General features: G+C 29.8%; 18 protein-coding genes, 1 tRNA gene and 1 riboswitch. Of the genes, 10 read left to right on the top strand and 9 right to left on the bottom strand.

What is annotated here, in order from left to right:
- Position 1: 1 nt before the first annotated feature.
- From ABM4_RS05070 to ABM4_RS05060, 3 genes are all read left to right on the top strand, one after another.
- Positions 2–889: a type II restriction endonuclease gene (locus tag ABM4_RS05070; RefSeq protein WP_016358605.1), complete on the top strand. Its 888-nt coding sequence runs from the start codon at positions 2–4 to the stop codon at positions 887–889.
- A 429-nt stretch (positions 890–1,318) separates the two neighbouring features.
- On the top strand, positions 1,319–2,350 hold the full coding sequence (locus ABM4_RS05065; protein WP_016358604.1) for a hypothetical protein: 1,032 nt from the start codon (positions 1,319–1,321) through the stop codon (positions 2,348–2,350).
- Positions 2,340–3,551 (top strand): hypothetical protein, encoded by a 1,212-nt coding sequence (locus ABM4_RS05060; RefSeq protein WP_016358603.1) that lies wholly within the window; start codon positions 2,340–2,342, stop codon positions 3,549–3,551. The genes ABM4_RS05065 and ABM4_RS05060 overlap by 11 nt, the downstream gene beginning before the upstream one ends.
- A 228-nt stretch (positions 3,552–3,779) precedes the next feature.
- Here the strand turns inward: ABM4_RS05060 and ABM4_RS05055 are convergent, their stop codons facing one another.
- From ABM4_RS05055 to ABM4_RS05045, 3 genes are all read right to left on the bottom strand, one after another.
- Positions 3,780–4,430, bottom strand: coding sequence for a transposase (locus ABM4_RS05055; protein ID WP_016358602.1), 651 nt, complete (start codon positions 4,428–4,430; stop codon positions 3,780–3,782).
- A gap of 176 nt (positions 4,431–4,606) precedes the next feature.
- Positions 4,607–5,116: a helix-turn-helix domain-containing protein gene (locus ABM4_RS05050; protein ID WP_016357795.1), complete on the bottom strand. Its 510-nt coding sequence runs from the start codon at positions 5,114–5,116 to the stop codon at positions 4,607–4,609.
- 307 nt (positions 5,117–5,423) lie between these two features.
- Positions 5,424–5,621, bottom strand: a complete 198-nt coding sequence (locus ABM4_RS05045) for a hypothetical protein (protein ID WP_016358601.1) — start codon at positions 5,619–5,621, stop codon at positions 5,424–5,426.
- Positions 5,622–6,359: 738 nt separating this feature from the next.
- Between ABM4_RS05045 and ABM4_RS05040 the strand changes: the two genes are divergently transcribed.
- Together ABM4_RS05040 and argJ are read left to right on the top strand one after the other, a co-directional pair.
- Positions 6,360–6,677 carry a hypothetical protein gene (locus tag ABM4_RS05040; RefSeq protein ID WP_016358600.1) on the top strand — a complete coding sequence of 106 codons (318 nt, stop codon included), beginning with the start codon at positions 6,360–6,362 and terminating at the stop codon, positions 6,675–6,677.
- 288 nt (positions 6,678–6,965) lie between these two features.
- Positions 6,966–8,222, top strand: a complete 1,257-nt coding sequence (gene argJ / locus ABM4_RS05035) for a bifunctional ornithine acetyltransferase/N-acetylglutamate synthase (protein ID WP_016358599.1) — start codon at positions 6,966–6,968, stop codon at positions 8,220–8,222.
- A 411-nt stretch (positions 8,223–8,633) separates the two neighbouring features.
- On the opposite strand, the gene ABM4_RS05030 is transcribed toward argJ, so the two are convergent.
- A complete protein-coding gene (locus ABM4_RS05030; RefSeq protein ID WP_016358598.1) occupies positions 8,634–8,927 on the bottom strand; it encodes a hypothetical protein in 294 nt (97 codons plus the stop codon).
- Between the two features lie 844 nt (positions 8,928–9,771).
- Positions 9,772–9,846, bottom strand: a tRNA-Lys gene (locus tag ABM4_RS05025).
- Between the two features lie 113 nt (positions 9,847–9,959).
- Here ABM4_RS05025 and ABM4_RS05020 point away from each other — a divergent pair.
- Positions 9,960–10,277 (top strand): zinc ribbon domain-containing protein, encoded by a 318-nt coding sequence (locus ABM4_RS05020; RefSeq protein ID WP_016358596.1) that lies wholly within the window; start codon positions 9,960–9,962, stop codon positions 10,275–10,277.
- Between the two features lie 156 nt (positions 10,278–10,433).
- Here ABM4_RS05020 and ABM4_RS05015 read toward each other — a convergent pair whose 3' ends face one another.
- Complete coding sequence (locus tag ABM4_RS05015) at positions 10,434–11,507, bottom strand: cation:proton antiporter (RefSeq protein ID WP_016358595.1); 1,074 nt, start codon at positions 11,505–11,507, stop codon at positions 10,434–10,436.
- A complete protein-coding gene (locus ABM4_RS09155) occupies positions 11,450–11,575 on the bottom strand; it encodes a hypothetical protein (protein WP_255349073.1) in 126 nt (41 codons plus the stop codon). The genes ABM4_RS05015 and ABM4_RS09155 overlap by 58 nt, the downstream gene beginning before the upstream one ends.
- A 128-nt stretch (positions 11,576–11,703) precedes the next feature.
- Positions 11,704–11,771: riboswitch (Fluoride riboswitch) on the bottom strand.
- A 263-nt stretch (positions 11,772–12,034) separates the two neighbouring features.
- On the opposite strand from ABM4_RS09155, the gene ABM4_RS05010 reads away from it, so the two are divergent.
- From ABM4_RS05010 to argB, 4 genes are all read left to right on the top strand, one after another.
- Positions 12,035–13,237 (top strand): AAA family ATPase, encoded by a 1,203-nt coding sequence (locus ABM4_RS05010; RefSeq protein ID WP_016358594.1) that lies wholly within the window; start codon positions 12,035–12,037, stop codon positions 13,235–13,237.
- Between the two features lie 121 nt (positions 13,238–13,358).
- Positions 13,359–14,075 (top strand): 2-C-methyl-D-erythritol 4-phosphate cytidylyltransferase, encoded by a 717-nt coding sequence (locus tag ABM4_RS05005; RefSeq protein ID WP_016358593.1) that lies wholly within the window; start codon positions 13,359–13,361, stop codon positions 14,073–14,075.
- Positions 14,076–14,293: 218 nt separating this feature from the next.
- On the top strand, positions 14,294–15,313 hold the full coding sequence (locus tag ABM4_RS05000) for an alcohol dehydrogenase catalytic domain-containing protein (protein WP_016358592.1): 1,020 nt from the start codon (positions 14,294–14,296) through the stop codon (positions 15,311–15,313).
- Positions 15,314–15,512: 199 nt separating this feature from the next.
- Entirely contained in the window at positions 15,513–16,394 is an 882-nt protein-coding gene (gene argB, locus ABM4_RS04995) for an acetylglutamate kinase (protein ID WP_016358591.1), read from the top strand.
- Between the two features lie 539 nt (positions 16,395–16,933).
- On the opposite strand, the gene ABM4_RS04990 is transcribed toward argB, so the two are convergent.
- Both ABM4_RS04990 and aksF read right to left on the bottom strand, forming a co-directional pair.
- A complete protein-coding gene (locus ABM4_RS04990; protein WP_048200863.1) occupies positions 16,934–18,460 on the bottom strand; it encodes a class I adenylate-forming enzyme family protein in 1,527 nt (508 codons plus the stop codon).
- Between the two features lie 247 nt (positions 18,461–18,707).
- The gene (gene aksF / locus ABM4_RS04985; RefSeq protein ID WP_016358589.1) at positions 18,708–19,721 is read right to left on the bottom strand and encodes a homoisocitrate dehydrogenase; all 1,014 of its coding nucleotides are present in this window, start codon (positions 19,719–19,721) and stop codon (positions 18,708–18,710) included.
- Positions 19,722–19,860: the final 139 nt, after the last annotated feature.

The raw sequence follows: 19,860 nt of genomic DNA, 5'->3' as shown, positions 1-19,860 counted from the left end.
TATGGTAAAATATGAAGAATTGGGTTATGATGATTTTAGTGATTATTTGTTGGATTTCTTAAAATCAGTATTGACTACTAACCATACATTCAATTATTTTGTTAATTGGGATAAAGTATTTGAGAAAGTAAATAATAATAGAACTGAGATATATATTTTAAATAGTTTATGTAAAGTTGATGAAAGTAATCTTGAAGAAGAGTTTAAAAAAATTATAACTAAATATCCTGAAGTAGTTTCTGTTCTACCTTCAATCTTAGCTATTAGATTTAAAAATAATAATAAATATCTTGATATATTGGATGAAGAATATATGCAAGTTGAAACTTGCGATTTTGATAAAAATAATTTTAATATTGATGTTATTACTAAATTTTCAAAACAAACTGGTTTATTAAATTTATTTAATAAGATTGATAATTTATATTCTTATCTTGTAGGTACTGAAGTAGGATTAGACACTAATGCTCGTAAAAATAGAAGTGGAACTAATTATGAAAATCTTATTGAAACATTATTAAACAGAAAACTTAATGATTTAAATAGAAATTTTGGAAAAGAAGTTTTTAATTTAAAGTCACAAGATTATGTTAAGAATATTTCTAGGAGAAAAAGGGCTGATTTTATAATATATAAGAACAATCAACAGAAATATATTATAGAATGTAATTTTTATAATAGTACTGGTAGTAAACCTATTGAAGTTGCAAGTGCTTATCAAGAATTACAAGAGGAACTTTCATTAGTTGATCTTAATTTTATTTGGATTACTGATGGTTCAGGTTGGTTGAAAATGGTTAATACATTAAAAAATGTTTGTCCAGATATAGATTATATTTTAAATTATAACATGTTGAAGGATAATTTCGAAAAAATTATAGGAATATAATTTAAACTCTTTAAATTATTTTTTTTTAATGTGAAACTTATATATTTTTAACAATTCATATACATATATTTAATATATTTTTATAGTTTTCTGTTTATACATCAATTTAATTTAGTTCAGGTATTTTTTCATTATGAAAATATTTTTTATCTATTTTATTTGATTGTATTTTGAATTTAAATGGCTTATTTTTTCTGTTTTTGATGATTGTCTATTTCGTTTTCTAATTTAGAAACTAATTTTTAAATAAGTTTTTAAGTATTAAAATTAAACTATATAATACTAATAAAATTTAAATATGTGATAAGAAGTATATAATATTATGATTTATTTTTTAGTTTCAAAAAAATAATTTTTAAAAGTATTTCAATGCTTTTATCGACAGGATTAGAAACAAATTATAATTATTAAAGAAATGGGGAATATATAATGAAAGTTATTGTTGATGCATCTAATGTTGCACATTTTAGAAAAAACGAAAATGATGAGCCGATGCTAGCTAATATTTTGGCTGCTGTAGATGCTTTGGAAGCTAAAAATGATGAATTTATGGTTATAGCAGATGCATCATTATCTCATGATATTGATAATAAAGAAGACTATCATAAATTAGTTGCTGATGAGAGTATTGAAGAGGTTCCTACAGGAAATAATGCTGATCATTACATTTTAAAGATAGCAGAGGAAAACAATGCTAGAATATTGTCCAATGATAAGTTTAGGGATTTCAAGGATGAGTTCTTAAATATTGATTCAATGAGAATTCCATTTTCCTTTGACGGCAGTAGACTTGTTATGGGTAAATCCAAATCACCTAAAAAGGACAAGAACATTCTACAGCATATCTGTGATAATATTTTGGATCAGTTGGAATCCAAACGTTGGGAAACCTTTAGGGTTAAAAACGGTATTGAACTTACACCCTTAAATATTGCAAAGGAAGCCATTATTCAGCTTGACGATGCCCAGAATTCAGGTTTGGATAATAAGATTGAAGGTGTCCTATCTAAGATTCCTATGTTTAAGGAAGTTATGAACATGGTGGATGGTGTTGAAACTGCGGCTCCATTTATAATATTTGTACTTGTACATCCTAGGGATTACAAGGTTACCGTTAAAAACGCAGGTTCCATTTCTAATGCGGTATCTGAAAGGTTAAGATTACCTAAAAAACCTTTAATAGCAGTTCGTAATGATTTGTTTACAAAACCGGGAACCTTTAATTTAAACACTCTATATAGTGATGAGGTCATGGACTATCCTCCATTTAATATAGAGATTCATATTGACAGCTTTGATGAGACATTCATTAAGAAAAATTCAAGAAACATTGCAAGTACCGTTGCATCCAGGTTAGGGTCATGGAAATTCCCATTTGTTACAGTAAAACCGGACATAATGCTTGAAAATCCTGGAGATTTTGAGATATTCCTTGAAAAGGGAGGCTATGATGATGTCTGATCACCCAATCACAAGGTATTTAATCTCTCTTTTTACTCATCATAAAGCTTTAAGTATTGGAACTAAATTTTATCCTACAAATGAAACAGAAACAGAATATGTGGATCTCTTTAATTATACAGAAACTGTATTACTTGAGATTCAGGAAGCACAGATTACAACTGACAGTATTTTCTATAATCTGATTCGTGATGTAGGTAAGGAAAATATACCTCCTAATCATAGTTTCTATGAATTTAAACCTGCAGAGCAAAGGGTAGAGGAGTATGCACTTGTAAGTGATATCATAATGGGTAACGACCGTTATTTATATGTTGAGATACCTTATCCTAACAATATCATTAACGAATTTAGTAGAATGATTATAAACTCCCATGGTGAGATTGTGGAGCAGTCCGCCACAGAGATTATAGCAAGAATGGTCAGTAAGAATATGGCAATTAAGGTTGCCCTTCAGATGATCAGTTTAGGTTATAAATTCAACATTAAAGTTGTAGGTGCAGTGGGAATGACAGGTGCTGCGGCACTTGAGAGATCCATTGACTATACCCATGAGGTTGGTGAGTTTTCAGGTGTGGCATTTACCAAACTTGGAGGGGAGTATGCCATTGTAATAGACGGTCCATTTGAGATTGGCGAATCTCATAAACCAGTTTACGATAACTACCTATTTATTGATATTATCGATTCAACAGGTTTTATCTCAAAACATGGAAGGGATAAACTTTTAGAGTTAATGACAGGTGTTAATAACTTTATTGAGACTCAATGTCAAGGTCAAATTGAAGGTTATCGTGAAGGTGGAGACGACTTTATTGCAAGATTCCCAAGTAAGGATTTGGCAATACGTGCTGGTCTTGATACTGCCTGGTACATTCTAAACAATGGTGCTAAGGTTAGGGCAGGTATTGGAAGAAGTAGAAGGGAGGCAGGTGAAAGGGCTCAACTTGCAGATCAGATATTTGTAATGGGAAATCCGTTATCCCTTGTGGTATTTGAACTTGCAAACGGTATCTATGCATATAATATACCTTCAGAGTTTTCAAGAACAATTATAGATTTATTGACTAATCAGAAAGGTAAACTAGTTGGATTGTTAGTTGTTGTGGCTTTCTTAGCTTATTTTGTTACTGCAATTGGTCATCCGGGATTTATACTTGCTATATTGGTTCTTGTATTACTATATGGTGCATTGTCTTAATTTAAGACATCTCTATTTTTTTTTATTTAAAGCATTTAATTAAAGCTCTTAATTGATCTTTTTTTTATTTTATTAAAACATTTAGTTATATCTTTTTTTAAAACATTTAATTAATGCTTCTTTTTTTATTTTCATTAATTATTTATCATTTGTTTGATTATAAACTATCATTTTTTTATTATTTTCTAAAAATGCCCTTTGATTATTCTTTATTCTATTTATAGTATTTTACCAAATGTTTATACCTAAATATTCGTTGACCCAATTTGTGTAGAATGAGGTTAAATCAACTATTTTATAGAATTCATCTTCAAATATTTTAATTAATTCGTTTAAATTTTTATACATTGATTTATACACTTTGGATTTAATTTTACGCCATACATCTTCGATTGGGTTTAAATCCGGGCAATATGGTTTTAGAAAAATTAAGTTTATGTTCAATATTTCACAGGCTTTTTCAACAATTTTGGCATGATGTATTCTTGCGTTATCTAAAATAATGTTTATTCTTTTTTCTTTTGAGTTTATTTCGGTTATTTTTGGATTTAATAGGTTATTTATTAATCTTAATCTTTTTTCATACCAGATTTTTCTTGAATTATTGTTGTCTTCTTTCCTGCAAATCTTTTGAATTTTTTCTATTGACTTCTGTTTGGAATTGTCATTATATAGTTCATTATTGATTTTATTTATCAGATCCATTTCGTTCAATGATTTGGAGGATAAATATTTTTTTATTTTTTCATCAGACAGGTTTTCATTCTTTATTGCTTCCTCGATTAATTGTTTACCTAATTTATTGGTCATGTTTTCAATACGGTAATGACATAATGTAATTACAAATTGAAATGCATTGTTTTTTGTATTTGCTTCCATGTAGGAGTTGCAATTGATTCCTTGAAATCCTGTTACATTTATTCCAAATTTTACTGGATATTTTACTTGTATATTTTTTTCTCCAGGAGTATATAATATTCTTCTAACATTTGGAACATTTTGGCAAGACGTTTCATCTAAAAAAGCAAAGTATTCTGTTTTTATGTCTGTTGTTTTTAGTTTTTTTTAAGATCCTCTTCCGGATTCTCAGGACGGGTGTTGTATTTAATGAATGGTTTTCCATAGTTTAAATTTAGTTTTTGTCTTGTAATGACCCATACTTGCTTTTCACTATATGTTATACCGTATTTTTCTTTAATTAAGTTTTGTACATCTTTTAAATTATATTTTTCTTCATTTCCAGTTATTATTTCTTTTAATTCTTTTAGTTGTTGATTATTTAAGTAAGATTTCCTTCCACAGTTAGAATAATTTGAAAATAAACCGTCAACACCTTTTTCATTATATTGTTTGACCCAACGTTCGCCTGTTTTTCTTGAAATATTAATGTTTTTTGAGGCTTTAGCAATACTTTCACCGTTTGCAACCATGTGAATTAACAAAAGACGTCTGTAAACATTGTAATATTCCTTGTACTCTTTCAGCATATCTGCAATTTCTGAAAGTTCCAAATGTTTTTCAATTTTATTATTAAATTTTTCCATGAACATATCTTTATAATTCATTAGGTATAAACTTTTGGTAAAGAACTATATAAACTCTTTAAATTTATTTAAAAATACTAAGTCAATTATGTGTTATTTAAAACATTTAAAAATAGTAGGTTAATGATTGTTTTTCTTGTATATAATTAAAAATAGTTGAAAGTTTATTTAAAGTGATTTCAGCCTTCAGATATCTAAAATATCTAATTAGAATAAGTTAAAATTTTAATTTTTTAAATGGATATAAAACGTTTATTATTAATATAAATGTGTAAAAAGCAGTAAAATGATTGTTAAAGTATAAAAAATGTTGTGTTTTAAAAAAAATCTAAAGTTCTTCCTCACTTCGACGTTTAGCCTCAAGTAAGATACGGGTGACTTCTTTGGACCTTGCACCTTTATCTAATTTCCAATTCTCAGACGCATTATTGTCTAACCAATTAGCCAAGTCTTTTGGAAGAGAAATATTCATTCGTGATTTTTCGGATAGTTTCCAAATCCTATCCACTTCTTCTTTATTTGCCATTATAGTATAGTTTTTATAATCATATATATATTATTTTCTCATTATTTATATAAATATTTCAATATGTGTACTTATGATTACAAATATAATGTAAAATATATGTAATTATAATCAAGTGTAATGTTTTATAAAATTCTTTATAAATGTGTGTATGTGTGTATGTACACACAAACTTATATTTTCTTAAATTTAATACATTAAATCTCAGGTTTTTATTAAATTTTAAATGATTTGTTTTGTTAAATAAATGTAAATATTTTATGGATTTTATATCTATTATTAGTAAAGACATCTTTTTAAAATATATTAAATTATGTTTTTATTTTTTAAAATCTAATACCTATTTTTCTAAATTTTCACTTATGTTATTTAAATTATCCTTATTTATATCGTTTTGCATTGATTTATCCATTTTCAATTTTTTAGTAAAAATCTGTCAAATCAATATTAACTGTTTATGTGTGTACACACATACACACATAACAAAGTATATAAATAGATTTTAATATAATAGTATATAATTAGTATAACATTCTGGTTTTCACAGTCCCATACGGGAATGTGATTTTGAATATCTATTGTTAATTGTATAGATTTCAATGTGGATTGATTGTAATTATTTAATATACAATTATAATCATATTGAAAAGCAGTCTTATTGAAACAAGTTTAACAATATTCTTTTATCAGGATGTTATTGATTTATGTCAAAAATAAAAATTAAGGTATTTGGGAAAAATGAGTTCTAGAAGAAGACGAAAACAACAGAGAATATTTCTTGGTTTTATTTTATTGATTGTTGCATTTGGTATAGGATCTACTATAGGTATCTCAATGGGATTTAACAGCACCGATGATAATGTTGTACAGAATAATACAACACATGTTCCAGTGGATGTAACCCATAACATCAGTGCATATGAAAATCACTCAGATGATACTAATGAAAACTTGAATGCATCTACATCAAGTGAAGGTGTGGTGGATTATCAATCACATAACTCATCAGATTCTTATTATCAGACAACAGATGTCAATGGATCTCAATATTATTAAACACTCCCACTATTAATAATTCCCAAAATATTTTTTTATTTTTCTCATTTTAAGATATTTTTTTACTAATTTTAATTTAGATTTTCCTAAGGTCTTTTTTTTCTTATTTAATTTTTGAATTTCGATTTATTTTTTTAACATACATCTAAACTATATTTAGAAGGTTTCTAATTAGAGATTGAATATTATCCTGATTTTACTTTAATTAAGTAAAGTTTTTAAACTTCTTAAACCAATATCTAATTAGTAAATTATTATTTTTTTTATAATACTATTTTGATGATATAAATGTTTGAGAAATCTGATAAAGTTAAACTCATTGATGGAGGAATATGTGCCGTAAGTGATGTACAGGCTGCAGGATTTAAAGAAGGCAAATATGGGGTATCAATTATAGTGTCCCCAAATAGTAAAGCTGCAGGAGTATTCACATCCAATAAAGTGGTAGCTGCACCTATTACCCATACAAAAGAAGTCTTGAAGGATGGTAGACTTTCAGCAATTGTAATTAATAGTGGTAATGCAAATTGTTTTACAGGCGAGCAAGGTATTGAAGACTGTGATACAATAGTATCACATGCAAGTGAACTTTTAGGAATACCTTCCTCTGAGATTGCATCCTCTTCAACAGGTGTAATCGGAAGAAAGATGCCTATGGATATAATATTGCCTTTGATTGACAAGGTCTATCCAAATCTAGATCATTCAATGGAAGCTTCTACTGATGCAACCAAGGGTATGATGACTACTGATATGCATGTTAAACAGGGTGCTGTAGAAGTCGAGATTAATGGAAAACCTGTTAAGATTGGTGGTATCTGTAAGGGTAGTGGAATGATTGCACCTAATATGGGTACAATGTTATGTTTTATCGCAACCGATGCAGAGATTGATTCCAGGGAGATTCAAATCGCAATTAGAAATGCAGTTGACGTAAGCTTTAATATGGTTGTTGTTGACGGAGACCAGAGTACTAACGATACTGCAATATTGATGGCTAATGGTCGATCCGGTGTTGATGTAGCACCAAAAGGCGTTATTAATAAGGATTTCCAAAATGCCCTAACCTACCTTTGCATGTCACTTGCAAAACAGATGGCACGTGATGGTGAGGGAGAGACTAAATTTTTAGAGGTCAATGTTGAAGGCGGAAGATCTCCTGAGGATGCAAAACTTGCGGCAAAGGCAGTTGTAAGTAGTATGCTATTTAAAGCTGCAGTGTTTGGTGAGGATCCGAATTGGGGTAGAATCGTCTCAGCGGTAGGATATTCCGGCTGTGAATTTGACCCTGATATAGTTTCAATAGCTATTGGATGTGAGAGTTTATTTAGAAATAAAGACACTGATAAATCCGTTTATCTTGTAAAGGATGGGGAAATCTTAGCATTTGACGGAACTGAAAATCTTAATAAGGCTGAAAAACTAATGGCTTCCGAGGATATTGTAGTTGATATTAACCTTAACATGTCTGATGGTGAGGCAACTGCCTGGGGCTGTGATTTAAGTTATGATTATGTTAAAATTAATGGTGAATATACCACATAATCTTTTTTGATCTTTATTTTACTTTTTTATCTTTATTTTTATATGATGTCTTTTTAATATTTATTTATCTCTTTTATTATCTTATTTGCTATTTTATCAGTCTTTTTTTTAAAATGAGTATAATACTTTAATTTAATAGATTATTTAATTTATAAAACTATTAGAATTGTTTTAATTAAATATTCAATATATGTATGTGATAAAAATAGTTAATTGAAAATATTGAATTAATGCGGAAAATTAAGTAAATCCGGATAATCTCTTATTAAGATAATATTTCATTATTGGAATCCAAACGATTACAATATGATTAAAAAAATAGTATAAAAACTAATAAAATTATTTTATTAATCTTTTTTAAAAGTATTTTTATTTTAATTTTATTAAATTAGGATTGTTTTTTTTCTATTTTTAGTGCCAGAAACCTAATAGATATAAATCGTCTAATAGCTCGTCGTCTTCCTCTTGTTCTTTTCTACGTCTTTCTGCTTCCCGAATCCTTTCCTGGTACTCATCGGATTGAAGGTATTTTTGATATTCTGCTTGTTTCCTTGCTTTTCTTTGGGCTTTAATTACCTTTTGACGTTGTTTTTCACGTTTCTTAATGGCATTTCTCTTCTTTCTTTTATTGTTATAGGCTTCTAACCTTTTGATAAGTATCTGCCAGTATCTACCAAAGTCCTGTAAAATCTTTTCAAAATCCATATTACCGCCTACTTAAACATTAATAATACTATGTTTTAAGTAAATAAAATTTTTTCTTTTTAAATTATTTCTTATTGGAATTTATTGGATAAAAGATTTTATTATTATTAAACATTGAGAAAAAAAGTATTTTTTTAATTTAAAAATCCAAATAATAGAAACTATTATATACTACATAAAAGAAATATCTTTATGTTATATAATACATTCTATTTCTTTTAGAATTTTTTATTAGAAATACTATAAATTAGATTTTATTATAATCCGTAGTACTTAACTATAAGTATTATACATTTTTTTATTAAATCAATATTACAAGGTGAAATTATGGCAAAAGTTAGAGGTACTAATAAAAGAACTAGACCTAAATCTGGTTATAAAAAACCTGGAAGTAAACATGGTAGAGGAGCTAAGCAAACCTGGAAAAAACGATAGGTTTGTTTAAATCTAAATATTTTTTTACTTCTTTTTATACAATTTTATGAATTTTTAATTACTTATTTTGTTTTTAGCTTAGTCTTATTTTTTTATTGTCTTATTTTTTTATATTACTTTATTGTTTATTTTGTTTTTAGTTTGGTTTTATTGTTTTTTTGTTTATTGCCTTATGTTTTTTGGATTATTATTTATTTGATTTTCTGGTTTTTTTTCTTTCTATGGTTGTTTTATTTTTAACTTATTTTGGATAAGAATTATGGATGGATCATTGGAATTTGGATGTATAATTTAGAGTCTTATTTTCCATATCAAAAACTAGTTGAATAAAGTCCCAAAATAAGAATTAAATAGTTAAAATGATTTAAAAAAGTGTATAAAATAAGTAAAATCTTTAAAAATAGTTAAGCGGGCCTGACGGGATTTGAACCCGCGGCAACAAGGTTAAGAGCCAAGCGCTCTAGCCAGACTGAGCTACAAGCCCACATGATATTAACAATTTTTGTTTTTCATATTATTTAAATATATGTTTTTAGTATATAAAACAGGGTAAATTTTTGAAAAAGAATTTAAATTATAAATTTTATATTATTAACTATGGTTAGATATTGTAAGAAATGTGGAGCAAAAGTGGATAATGATATGTTTAAGTTTTGTCCTAAATGTGGAGAGGAACTAAGTTCCAATATGGTTTTTTGTAACAACTGCGGATCTGTTATTGAGAACAAGGATTCCAAATTCTGTCCCAAATGTGGAAAGCCAGTAGGTTCTACTGTAAGTTCTCCGTCACCAACATTTAACAATAACGTTAATAACAGTAATCAATCCGATAGTGATAACCTGATTATAGTCGGGGTTACAGCCGTAATTATTGCTGTTATTATTTTGGTTACTTTGTATATCATTTCAATTTAGCTTTAGTGCCGGAACATATTTAATAATTCCCTTCTTTTTTTAAATATTCTTTTTTCTATTCATTTTGAGTCTATGAAAACTAAAAAAAGTAGAATAAAACAGTTTTTACCCTACTATATCTATATTTTTTAAATACTGTTCATTTAATATCAAATTTCATTGGGAGGACCTTGCTAAATCCTCCTCTGTTGGCGCAAAGTATTTGTTTCCAATAATGCTTGGAATAATCGCACTTAGAACTAAAACTCCAGTTAGGATACTGTAGATGTTTGTGGATATCAGATTGTTATTTAAACCATAGGCCGCGGCAACAAGACCAAATGTCAAACCGGTACTCATTATCAGGGTAACATACATGTGATATCTGCTTAACGTTGCCCTTACAATTGTGTATACTCCTATGAACTTTCCAACCTGACGGATAATAAATATTAGTAGGAATATTCCTATTGAACCGATAATGACAGGTATTGAAACTTTGGCTCCTCCAACTATAAAGAATATTGGTGTAATTATACTGAATGCAACGGTTTGTAACCTCTGTAACATATCATTCTTGTTGGTGTGGCTGAATGGCTTTGAGAGAATGGTTCCAAGAATGAATACAGGAAGCAATGCCTGTCCGCCACCTAATGCTGCAAAGAATATTAACAATACTATCAGTAGGAATATATATTTGAGCTCAAGCTCATTACTTGTCATGCTGAAGGTTTTGCTTTCAAACAGTGTGTTTGAATATTTGTATGAAAATAGGAGTATGAGTATTGATGCGATTATAAAGATCAATGTTTCATAACCTGGCCTCATAAATAGAACACTTAATGCCGTTGCAGTGCAGATGTTTGTTATAAATGTGGAACCCATAAGTATTGTCCCTATCTTACGTCCTGAAAATTCCATATCGAGAATTATTGAATAAACTATTGCAATGGAAGTTTCGGATAATGCGGTTGCAACAAGCAGTGCGGATTTAAGTGGCCAGTTTAGTAGATAATTACATGTTATAAATACTAAAACAAAGGATATCAGAAAAGATCCAACACCAATGCCAATACATTCGGACAAATTCTTTCTCATTACGTCTATATCTATTTCAGTACCAGCAAGAAATGTTAAAACCATACCACCTAAACCTGCAACGTATATCATCCATGATTCAGGTTCAAGCAGACCTAAATTTCCGCAACAATTCTCAGTACAATCTCCACAATGGATATGGAAATTCCCCATTTAATTGAAATCATGCTTGCAATCACTATTAAAACAGCCAGTACTACAGGATAGAAATCACTAATCAATTTTTAAAATCTTCTTAAAGTTAAATCTAAGATAAATCAATCTTCTCTATAAAAAACAGTATCTAATTTAAACTCCACTTCAGTGATTAAATCATGATTTATAGATTAGGTTAATCTTATTACATTTTTGAAAAATAGAAGTCATCATTCAGTAATCACTGACGGTTAAAGGTGGAACCTCATCACCTTAATGTTATACTTTAAGATTTTTTTTATATAAACTTTTATTATTTGATTAATTTATTTTAATTTCTTTAAGTTATAAGAATAGTTTTAACAGGGAATTTAATTACTTGTTAAGAATTCTCATGTTTTTTAAAGTTCACTGAACAATATAATTTTAAATAATTATTTAAACCTATTATAGTAAGGGGTATAATATAAAAAATAATTATTTATAAAATAAGAAAATATAATAAATTAATGATTAAATCATTATGACTGAATGGAGATTATAATATGGAGATTGCATCAAAAGAGTCATTATTTCAACCAGGTCAACCAGTTAGTCCTGAAAGATTTAAAGGCAGAAAACAAATCTTGGAAGAAATATTAAAATATTTTCCAGGGGTTATAAATGGTAATCCTCAACATTTTTTTATCACAGGTAAAAGGGGAATGGGAAAAACATCATTAGCAAATTTTGTAAGGGATTTTGCAGAGAAGAATTACTCAATGATTACAGCCCATATTATGAATGATAGTTTTCATAATGTTAATGAATTAACTACTCAAATCATTGAAAGAATATTAAATTCCATAAAATCTGAAGCCTGGTCTGAGAAGATATTTGATATCTTAGGTGATCGTATAGAACGTTTTGGTTTCGGTGGAATTAATATAAAATTTAAACCAAAAGATGAGGAATTAGAAAACATTAAAGATAATTTTGCATTTTATTTAAATGATATTGTAAATAGATTTGAGGATAAAAAAGGTCTATTCATTGTTATTGATGATATCAATGGTTTATCTGAAACTCCAAAGTTTGCTAATTGGTATAAAAGTTTTGTAGATACTTTAGCTACCTCTGTTGATAATCCTCGTATTTGTTTCATGTTAACAGGATATCCCGAAAAATATAATAGATTATATGAGCAAAATCCCTCTGTTAATAGAATATTTCATGTTCATGAGTTGAAAGCGTTATCTGATAAAGATATTGAACTTTTCTATGAGGATATTTTTTCATTTTATAATATTTCAATTAATGACGATGCATTGGAAGAGATGATTTTATATTCATCAGGTATGCCTACTATGATGCAAGAGATTGGTGATGCAACTTTTTGGATTAATACTGATGATTGTATTGATATTGATGATGCATTTAGAGGTATTATTGAAGCCGGTCAAAGAATAGGATTGAAATATTTGCAACCTTTACTTGATAAAAAGATTAGAAGTGCAGAATATCTATCCTTATTTAAAAAAATCGGAAAACAATTAGTAATTAGTCCTGATAGTCCTTTTACTAAAAAAGAATTTGAAAATATTTTAGATGAATCTGAATTTCAAGTATTTAATGGTTTTATTAGGCGTGCTAAAGATTTAGGGATTATTGAATTAGCTGGTTCTAAAAAACGAGGAGAATATCAATTTACTAATCATCTATTTCCAATATATTTCTTTATTCTAACTATTAATGAAAGGAATCTTTAATCTTATTATAACTTTTTTTCTATTTTTTCTTGGTCTACTTTCTCAAAATATATTTAAAAAATAATAAATACTAAATGAAATATAAAAATTATCATATTAAATATTTTAGGAGAGTTTATTTTTGATATTTGCAGCTATTCTGGCAGGTGGAGTAGGTAAGAGAATGGGTCAAACTGAAAAGCCTAAACAATTTTTAAAATTAGGAACCAAACCTATTATAATCCATACCATTGAAAAATTCTATGTAAACAGTAGGTTTGAGAAGGTTATTGTATTGACACCTTCCGAGTGGATTAACTATACCAAATCATTGGTTGAGGAGTATATTCCTGACAGCGATAATATTGTTGTAATCGAAGGTGGACTAGAAAGAAACGATACAATAATGGCTGCAATAGATTATATTGAAAACAACTATGGATTAAATGAGGATGACATAATACTTACCCATGATTCTGTAAGGCCATTTGTATCTCACAGGATTATCGAGGATAACATTGAAACCGCATTAAAATATGATGCATGTGACACTGTTTTTCCAGCATCCGATACAATCGTCGAAAGCCGTGACGGTAAAAAAATTACTAATATGCCCAATAGGGCATTCATGTATCAGGGTCAGACTCCCCAGTCTTTTAATATTCTAAAACTTAAAAGGTTCTTCAATGAACTTACAGAAGAGGAAAAATCCATATTGACCGATGCAGCTAAGATATTTGTTCTTAAAGGTCAGGATGTTAAATTGGTTAAAGGTGATGTAACCAATATCAAGATTACCTATTTATATGATTTGAAGGTTGCAAATAGTATTTTAGATAATAATCTAAATAGGGATTAAGTTGTTTAAGATTTTAAGTTGATATTTGGATATTTAAGTGAATTATTCTAGCTATTAACTATGGAAGTTGTATTCTAGCTATTAAGTTTGTTATAGTTTATAATTCTAGCTATTAACTATGGAAGTTGTATTCTAGCTATTAGGTTTATTTAACCATTAGGGTTTATATGGATAATAGATTATATTCAAGATTATTTTTTTAACTAATTGGTGTTGATATGATTAATACAGTTTGTAGATTGGTTTCTCCAAAATTATTTGAGGAGATATACATAGAGGTTGACATTAGGGATAAGGTTATAATAAGGCCTAGCTATCTGTCAATTTGTCGTGCTGATCAAAGATATTATCAGGGTAAGCGCTCTGCATCTGTATTGTCTAAAAAATTGCCGATGGCATTAACACATGAGGCAACTGGAGTGGTTGTTAAAGATTTAACAGGACATTTTAATGTAGGGGATAAGGTCGTGGTAATTCCAAACACGCCAGTTGAAAAGGATGATATAATAAGTGAAAACTATCTTTCAAGCTCCAAGTTCTCCTCAAGTGGTTCCGATGGATTTATGGAGGATTATATTGTAGTAAATCCCGATAGGGTTGTCAAGGTACCTGATGACTTAAATCCTGAAATTGCCTCTTTTACAGAATTCATATCCGTGGCGGTTCATGGAATTAGAAGATTCAATAGATATGCGCATAAAAGAAGAGACACCATTGGTGTATGGGGTGACGGTAACCTCGGATATGTTGTGGCATTGGTCTTAAAGATAGCCATGCCCCAATCTAAAATATATGTATTTGGACCACATCTCGATAAATTGAATCTTTTTACATTTGCAGACAAAAGATTCCTGGTGGATGATGTTCCGGAGGATGTAAGAATAGACCATGGATTTGAATGTGTTGGAGGACAAGGCTCCCAGTCAGCTATCAATCAGATTATCGATTTAATAAATCCTGAAGGTACTATCTTATTGATGGGTGTAAGTGAATATCCAATACCAATAAACACACGTGATGTATTGTCTAAGGGTTTATCCGTTATTGGCGCAAGCCGTAGTGGAAGGGACGACTTTCTAAAAACAGTTGAATTATATGGAAATACCAGGTTTTTATCCTATCTTGAAAGTATTATAGGTGAGGTAATTACAGTAAGAAGCCTTGAGGATATTCATTATGCATTTAATAGGGATACCAACCTTAGATTTGGAAAAACAATAATGAAATGGGAAAAATAGCTTTTATTTTGGTTTTTTCCTTTAACTTAACCTATTTTTTTAGTTTATCTTATAAAATATTCTAAATCTTTCGAATATCTTAATGTTTATATGCATTGAAAGATATAGTCTATTATTAATATATATTTTATATTAATCTATTTATTTTAGAAATCTATTATGATTATAATTATATTATTAGTTTATTATTAGTGATTATATGACAGATGTAAATATTTTGGTGGAAGCATTACCATATATTAAAAAATTTTACGGTAAAAAGATATTAATTAAATACGGAGGTCATGCTATGGTAAATAAAGAAGCTATGGCCTCAACAGCAAGAGACACCGTTTTACTTAAATACGTAGGTATGGAACCTATAGTAGTTCATGGTGGAGGGCCTGAGATTTCAAGGTCTATGGAGAAACTTGGTAAGGAAGCTAATTTTGTAAATGGTCTTCGTGTAACCGATGAGGAAACCATGGAAATTATTAAGATGGTTCTTGTTGGTAAGATCAGTACCAATATTGTATCTCAGATTAATCTACATGGTGGAAAGGGTATAGGTATTTCTGGTAAGGACAGTGAACTTATTAGGGCTAAAAAAAGACCTCTTCAAGTATTCACTGATTCAGATACTGGTGAATCTCAGAAGGTTGATTTAGGTTTGGTAGGTGAGGTTGTATCCGTAAACCATGGTATCCTTGACATGTTCACTGAAAACGATTATATACCTGTAATCGCACCTATCGGAATGGCTGATAATGGTTCAACCTTAAACATTAATGCGGATACCGCGGCAGGTGAAATCGGACAAAGTGTTAAAGCCGAAAAACTCATTATCTTAACCGATGTTCCAGGTGTTTTAAGGGATCCTGATGACCCTTCAACTTTAATCCAAAGAATCCGTGTGGATGAGGTCCCACAGTTAATTGAAGATGGTATCATATCAGGTGGTATGATTCCTAAAATCGAAACCTGTGTGGACGCGGTTAAGGGTGGGGTAAAATCAGCTCACATTCTTGATGGTAGGGTTCCTCATACAATCCTTCTTGAGATTTTTACAAAAGAGGGTATCGGAACTATGGTTACAAAATAGCTATCTTTATTTTTTATCTTTTTATTATAATTTAACTAAAACATTTTATAATAACTATTTTTATAATAAATTTATTAGGAAAATTTACATAACATAAAGTCTGTGATGTTTTATTTTATGTTGGAGTATTAATTGATGAATTTTTTTTACTTTTTTGTTTTAACTATTTTTTTTATCTATAATATTTTTGTTTTAGATATAATTTTTACAACCTGTTGATGTGATATGAAAATTATCTAATTTTTATAGTAATTTTTATGATTAAAACATAATGTGGTATTTTCACCTATTCTTATCATGCTTAAAATCAATTAAAAAAATTGATAGTATAAAATTAGTGATTTTGTACTATATGATATACATCAAGTTATTAAACTGCATGTTTTTTGTAGGAAATGATTTCTCAAATAAGGTTAATATGAATCTAGTTTAGAAATCATAATCTTGAAATTGTTAATAAAAATAGCTATCTATAAAAAAATTATTTTTCAAATGAGGTTAATATTAAAACTAGTAAAAATAAAAAAAGTGGGGAAGAATTAATCCATGTCTGCATAGATGTTATATTCTTCCTTTAACTCTCTTCTAAGTAGTTTCCAATTATTTACCCTCGGAAGCTTGTTTGTTGTAAATATCTTATGTGGAACCTTATATCTTGCAAGGCGTTCACGTGCATACTTGTCAAGATCTGCTTTTAACTCCTCTTCATTGTCCTCTGTCAGGACATCTTCCTTCCATATGACTGCCACAACAGGAAGCTCGCCTTTATGGCAATCGTCAATTGAGAAAACAGCAAGGTCTTCGACTGCCGGATGTTTAATCAAGATTTCCTCTACCTCGGTTGGATAAATCTTCCATCCGCTCATTACAATCATGTCTTTCTTACGGTCTGTAATAAATAGACGATTGTCCTGGTCTATATATCCGATATCTCCGGTTAAGAACCATCCGTCTTCAAGGAACGTTTCCCTGGTTTCCTTTTCCATGTTCCAGTAACCTTTAGCCACAGCCGGTCCCCTCAATGCAATCTCACCATTTTCATATAGAGGCAATTCTTTGCTTGCATCGTTCGGATCCACTATCTTTACCTCGGAGAAACATACCGGATGGCCTACACTCTCATATCTGTCTGCGCTCCAGTAATCCTCAGGTCTGATGACTGTTCCAGTTCCGATTACAATGGTTTCACTTAAACCATATGAGTTGATTACAGGTATTCCGTAGAGGTGCTGGAATTGTTTCCATATTTTCTTATGGAGTGGTCCCCCACCGGATATGATCTCACGGACTGAGTTGAACTGTTTTACATATTCTGGATGTGTTGTAAGGGTATGTATGATTGGTGGCATTCCACCAAGTACCGTTACCCTTTCCTCTTCACATAGGTATCTGTAATCTTCAATATTGTATTGACTCATCATTATGTATAGTGCACCACTGCTGAGTGCGGATATGGCCCATGAAAGACCTACATGTGCCATTGGATAGATGATTAATGCCACATCATTCTGTCTTAATTGAAGCACGTCACATTCATTATGGATGGCAGCAAACCAGTTACCATGTGTCAACATTGTTCCCTTAGGTTTACCTGTTGTACCTGAGGTATATTGAAGTTGACACACATCATCCCAGTCGGTTGTCTCGGCAGGTAAAACATCGGCTTCCCTATATGATTCGGTCTCTTCAGGATGTGGAATAAATGAATCGATGTTTAATTTTTCAATGGTCTCTTTTGCTTCATCATCACTTATAATAAGTTTGGCCTCAGAGTTGTTAATCATGTATTGAAGTTCATCCTTGGTTAATATTCTATTGGTAGGTATTGCAATAGCTCCAATTCTCCATAGTCCAAGTATTGAGAATAAATATTCCGGACTATTGTTTAGGTATATTAAAACTCTATCCCCCTTTTCAATTCCCTTGCTTTTTAATATTCTTCCAAACTCAGATATGATTGATAATATTTCACTAGATGAATATCTTGTGTTACGTTCTGGTGAATAAAAGACATCCTTAGATAATCTTTTACTATTTGCATCTAAAAAAGTAGTTACATTTAGTATATAAAACCCTCCTTATTTTTTTTTAATTGATATGTTTAATTTCTTTTAGATTAATTTAAATTTACTTAAGTTTCAATGGGTTTGAAACTGTATTAAGTCATTTCTAAAATTGAATAAATTTAAAATCAATATATAATTATTATAACTATATGATAGGATTTATAATTAACTTCAGATTTTCAAATTCTAAGAAAAACTATATAACGGGATTTATAATTAACTTCAAATCTTCAAATTTAAGGGAAAATTAATCTGATTTTTCTAGTTCACGTATGTTACATACAACCGCATCCGCCATTTCATATGTTTTGGCGGTACCGCCTAAATCAGGTGTTAGCACATTACCCTTTCTTAAAACTTCCTCACATGCCCTTTTAAGTAGGTCCGCCTCATAGTTAAAGCTGAGATAGTCCAACATCATGCTTGTTGAAAGCAGCATAGCTATCGGATTTGATATGTCTTTACCTGCAATGTCCGGTGCTGAACCATGTACCGGTTCAAACAGGCCATGCTTGTCTCCTATATTTCCGCTTGGTGCAAGACCAAGACCACCTACAAGACCTGCAGACACGTCTGATAGTATATCCCCATAAAGGTTTCCCGCAACGATCACATCAAAGTTCTGTGGCTGTGTTACAAGAAACATGCTCGTTGCATCCACGTAGTAATCGTTGGTCTCTATATTCGGATAATCCTCTGCCACTTCATAGAAGGTGTCCCTAAACAGACCGTCGGTTTTTCTTAAAACATTCGCTTTATGGGATGCCACCACGCTTTTTCTTCCTTCCTTAACGGCAAGATTAAATGCAAGTTTACAAATCCTTTCTGACGCTTTTTTTGTAATAATCTTGTTTGCGATTACATACTTGTCCTCTTCGATGATTTCCTCGGACTGTGAATATAATCCCTCGGTATTTTCACGTACAATCACAAAGTCTAAATCATCATATATGCAATCCACACCTTTAAAGGATTTTATTGGCCTAATATTTCCATATGTATCTAGTTCTTTTCTTAAAGTTACTATCGGACTCTTTTCACCTGGGGTTGATGTGATGGCTCCGAACAATGTTGCATCAGCATTCTTAGCTATCTTGATTGTCTCATCGGGAATCGTCTCTCCTGTTTTATTGAAGCATTCCCTACCTGCAGGTGCAGGGGTATACTCAAAGTTCAAATCAAAATAGTCAAGAATATATAATCCAGCTTTCAACACTTCCTTACCTATTCCATCACCAGGTATTGTTGCAATGTTAATCATTTTATAATCTCTAAAAATTTGTTCGTATGTTATCGAAACATATTTATATAATATTATATAATTATATATTAATTGCTTTAATATAATTTGGATATAAGTATTATATGTTACGAATATAATTTTTTATAATTCATTTTAT

The organism is Methanobrevibacter sp. AbM4 (genome assembly GCF_000404165.1).
In the GTDB taxonomy this organism is placed as follows: domain Archaea; phylum Methanobacteriota; class Methanobacteria; order Methanobacteriales; family Methanobacteriaceae; genus Methanarmilla; species Methanarmilla boviskoreani.
The sequence above is the reverse complement of the archived record's forward strand: the minus strand, read 5'-3'. Positions and strand labels throughout refer to the sequence as shown.